General features: G+C 69.6%; 4 protein-coding genes and 1 pseudogene. 1 reads left to right on the forward strand and 4 read right to left on the reverse strand.

Going from position 1 to position 2,757, the window contains the following annotated elements:
* The 4 genes from ACJA3G_RS34565 to rimP all read right to left on the reverse strand — a co-directional run.
* A partial coding sequence (locus ACJA3G_RS34565) for a translation initiation factor IF-2 N-terminal domain-containing protein (protein ID WP_406556987.1) occupies positions 1 to 228 on the reverse strand: 228 nt, incomplete at its 3' end.
* A 148-nt stretch (positions 229 to 376) separates the two neighbouring features.
* The gene (locus ACJA3G_RS34570) at positions 377 to 655 is read right to left on the reverse strand and encodes a YlxR family protein (protein ID WP_406556988.1); all 279 of its coding nucleotides are present in this window, start codon (positions 653 to 655) and stop codon (positions 377 to 379) included.
* 131 nt (positions 656 to 786) lie between these two features.
* Positions 787 to 1,779, reverse strand: a complete 993-nt coding sequence (gene nusA / locus ACJA3G_RS34575; protein WP_406556989.1) for a transcription termination factor NusA — start codon at positions 1,777 to 1,779, stop codon at positions 787 to 789.
* A gap of 2 nt (positions 1,780 to 1,781) precedes the next feature.
* Complete coding sequence (gene rimP / locus ACJA3G_RS34580; RefSeq protein WP_406556990.1) at positions 1,782 to 2,279, reverse strand: ribosome maturation factor RimP; 498 nt, start codon at positions 2,277 to 2,279, stop codon at positions 1,782 to 1,784.
* Positions 2,280 to 2,447: 168 nt separating this feature from the next.
* On the opposite strand from rimP, the pseudogene ACJA3G_RS34585 reads away from it, so the two are divergent.
* Positions 2,448 to 2,757 (forward strand): annotated as a pseudogene (locus ACJA3G_RS34585) (hypothetical protein); the annotation flags it as partial.

Genomic DNA, 2,757 nt, shown 5'->3' on the forward strand with positions numbered 1-2,757 from the left:
GGCGGGCTTGGCGGGCGTCGCCTTGCGGGGGGCGCCCGGCTTGGCAGCGGACTTGCCGGCGTTGCCACCGGGTCCCTGCAAAGCGTCGGTCAGCTTGCGTACAACGGGGGCCTCGATCGTCGAGGACGCCGAACGGACGAATTCACCGAGTTCTTGGAGCTTGGCCATGACGACCTTGCTCTCCACTCCGAACTCCTTGGCGAGTTCGTATACCCGGACCTTAGCCACTTCGCTCCTTTTAGGTCCGGGTTACCGCCGGACCGTCGCTACTTCATGGGCGTACTCATCGCGTACTCATCGAGTGCTCATCGCAATCTCGACCTACTTCCAACTCGCGAGGTACCTGACCGCACGGTGTTCCGTGCCGTACTTCTTCTTACGGTGCTGCCTGCTCGACGTGCTGACGCACGGCCTCGCTGTCCAGCTGCTCCTTGACCCTGAAGGCCCGGGAGAGCGCCCGGCGGCGGACCGCCAGGTCCAGACAGACCGAGGCGGGGTGAACGTACGCACCCCGGCCGGGCAGCGTACCGCGAGGATCGGGGACGCAAGCGCCCTCGACCTCCACGATGCGCAGCAAATCGGTCTTGGCCGCTCGCTCCCGGCACCCCACACAGGTGCGCTCAGGGCATGCGCGGGCATGCGTCCGGCCAGACACGTTTAAGTCTACCTCCCCGTACCGACCTCACCCCTTTGGGGCAAAAATCGAACGGTCGTTGTCCTAAAAGATCGCCATGACGGCAACGGCAGCGGGGCCCGGCGTTATTCCCGGGCCCCGTGGCCGTCTGTTCAGTCCTGCTCGGACGGCTGCTCCGTGTCCGGGCGGATGTCGATGCGCCAGCCGGTCAGCCGCGCGGCGAGGCGGGCGTTCTGGCCCTCCTTGCCGATGGCCAGCGAGAGCTGGTAGTCGGGCACGGTCACCCGGGCGGAACGGGCCGCCATGTCCACGACCTCGACCCGGGAGACCCGGGCCGGGGAGAGCGCGTTCGCCACCATCTCGGCCGGGTCGTCCGACCAGTCGACGATGTCGATCTTCTCGCCGTGCAGCTCGGCCATGACATTGCGCACGCGGCTGCCCATCGGGCCGATGCAGGCACCCTTCGGGTTGATCCCCGAACGCGTCGAACGGACGGCGATCTTCGTACGGTGGCCGGCCTCGCGGGCGATGGCGGTGATCTCCACCGAGCCGTCCGCGATCTCCGGCACCTCCAGGGCGAAGAGCTTCTTCACCAGGTTGGGGTGGGTGCGCGACAGCGTCACCGAGGGACCGCGCACACCCTTCGCCACCCGTACGACATACGTACGAAGGCGCAGTCCGTGGATGTACTCCTCGCCCGGCACCTGCTCCTGCACCGGGAGCATGGCCTCCATCTTGCCGATGTCGACCAGGACGTTCTTGGGGTCCTTGCCCTGCTGGACGACACCGGTGATCACATCGCCCTCGCGCCCGGCGAACTCACCGAAGGTGATGTCGTCCTCGGCGTCGCGCAGACGCTGGAGGATGACCTGCTTGGCGGTGGTGGCGGCGATCCGGCCGAAACCGGTCGGGGTGTCGTCGAACTCCTTGGCCTCCTGGCCCTCTTCCAGGTCGGCCGGGTCTTCCTTCGCCCACACGGTCACATGACCGTTCTCGCGGTCGAGCTGCACGCGCGCGCGGCGGAAGCTTCCCTCGGTGCGGTGGTAGGCGATGAGGAGGGCCGACTCGATGGCCTCGACCAGCAGGTCGAAGGAGATCTCCTTCTCCCGTACCAAACCCCGCAGGGCACTCATGTCGATGTCCATGGCTACGCCTCCTCTTCCTTCTTGTCCTTGCGGTTGAACTCGATTTCGACACGCGCCTTGGCGATCTCGGAGAACGCGAGGCGCCGGGCGGTGGCCTTGCGGCCCTTCACACCCGGGACCTCCAGGTCCACGCCCTCCTCGTCGGCGCCGAGAACGCGCGCGACCAGCTCGCCGCCCTCGTTGAGCGTCAGCCGGGCGAGCCGCCCGGTGGCGCGCAGATAGTGGCGCAGTTCGGAGAGGGGGCGCTCGGCGCCGGGCGAGGTGACTTCGAGGACGTACTCCTCGTCGCCCATCACATCGCTCTCGTCGAGCGCGTCGGAGACGGCGCGGCTCAGCTCGGCACAGGTGTCCAGCTCCACGCCGTCGTCGGAGTCCACGACGATCCGCAGCATCCGGCGGCGCCCGGCCCGGGACACCTCGATCTCCTCGAGATCGAGGTCCTTGGCGCTGACGAGCGGTTCCAGCAGTCCGCGCAGCCTCTCGCTCTGGGTCGTGCTCATCCGGGTGACTCCTCGGCCGCGTGTGCTGTTGTGGGTTCGTCGCGTGTCGAATCAAAGGGTATCCGGTCCCGGGGGGTGTTGCCGTCCACCCGGGGCGGGGCGCGGGTACGCTCGCCTGCGGTGATCACATGGCGGCCCCCGGGCCCGGAGCCCGCAGGGGAGACAGACGTGCCGGTGAGCAGGACGGTGACCTCGCGCAGAGCCGCCCTCACGGCGACCGGCGCCGCCGCCGCGGCCGGGCTCCTGTCGGCCTGCTCGGACGGGGGCGCGCGAGACGCGGATGGGAGCGCGCGGGAGCACGAACGCGCACGGGCGGCGCGGGCCGAGGCGGCCCTGCGCCTGCGGACCTCGGCGGCCAGCGCGGCGCTGCGCGACCGGTACGAGGCGGTGTCGCTGCGCCATCCGGCGGTACGGGACCGGCTCGCCCCCCTGCGCGAGGAGGCGGCCCAGCACGCGGCGGCGCTGGCCGGCGCCCGCC

Source organism: Streptomyces sp. YS-3 (assembly GCF_045257485.1).
GTDB lineage: Bacteria > Actinomycetota > Actinomycetes > Streptomycetales > Streptomycetaceae > Streptomyces.

Excerpts from the sequence above, each read along its gene's own strand:
- nusA (WP_406556989.1), bottom strand. The coding sequence starts at position 1,779 with ATGGACATCGACATGAGTGCCCTGCGGGGTTTGGTACGGGAGAAGGAG.
- rimP (WP_406556990.1), bottom strand. The coding sequence starts at position 2,279 with ATGAGCACGACCCAGAGCGAGAGGCTGCGCGGACTGCTGGAACCGCTC.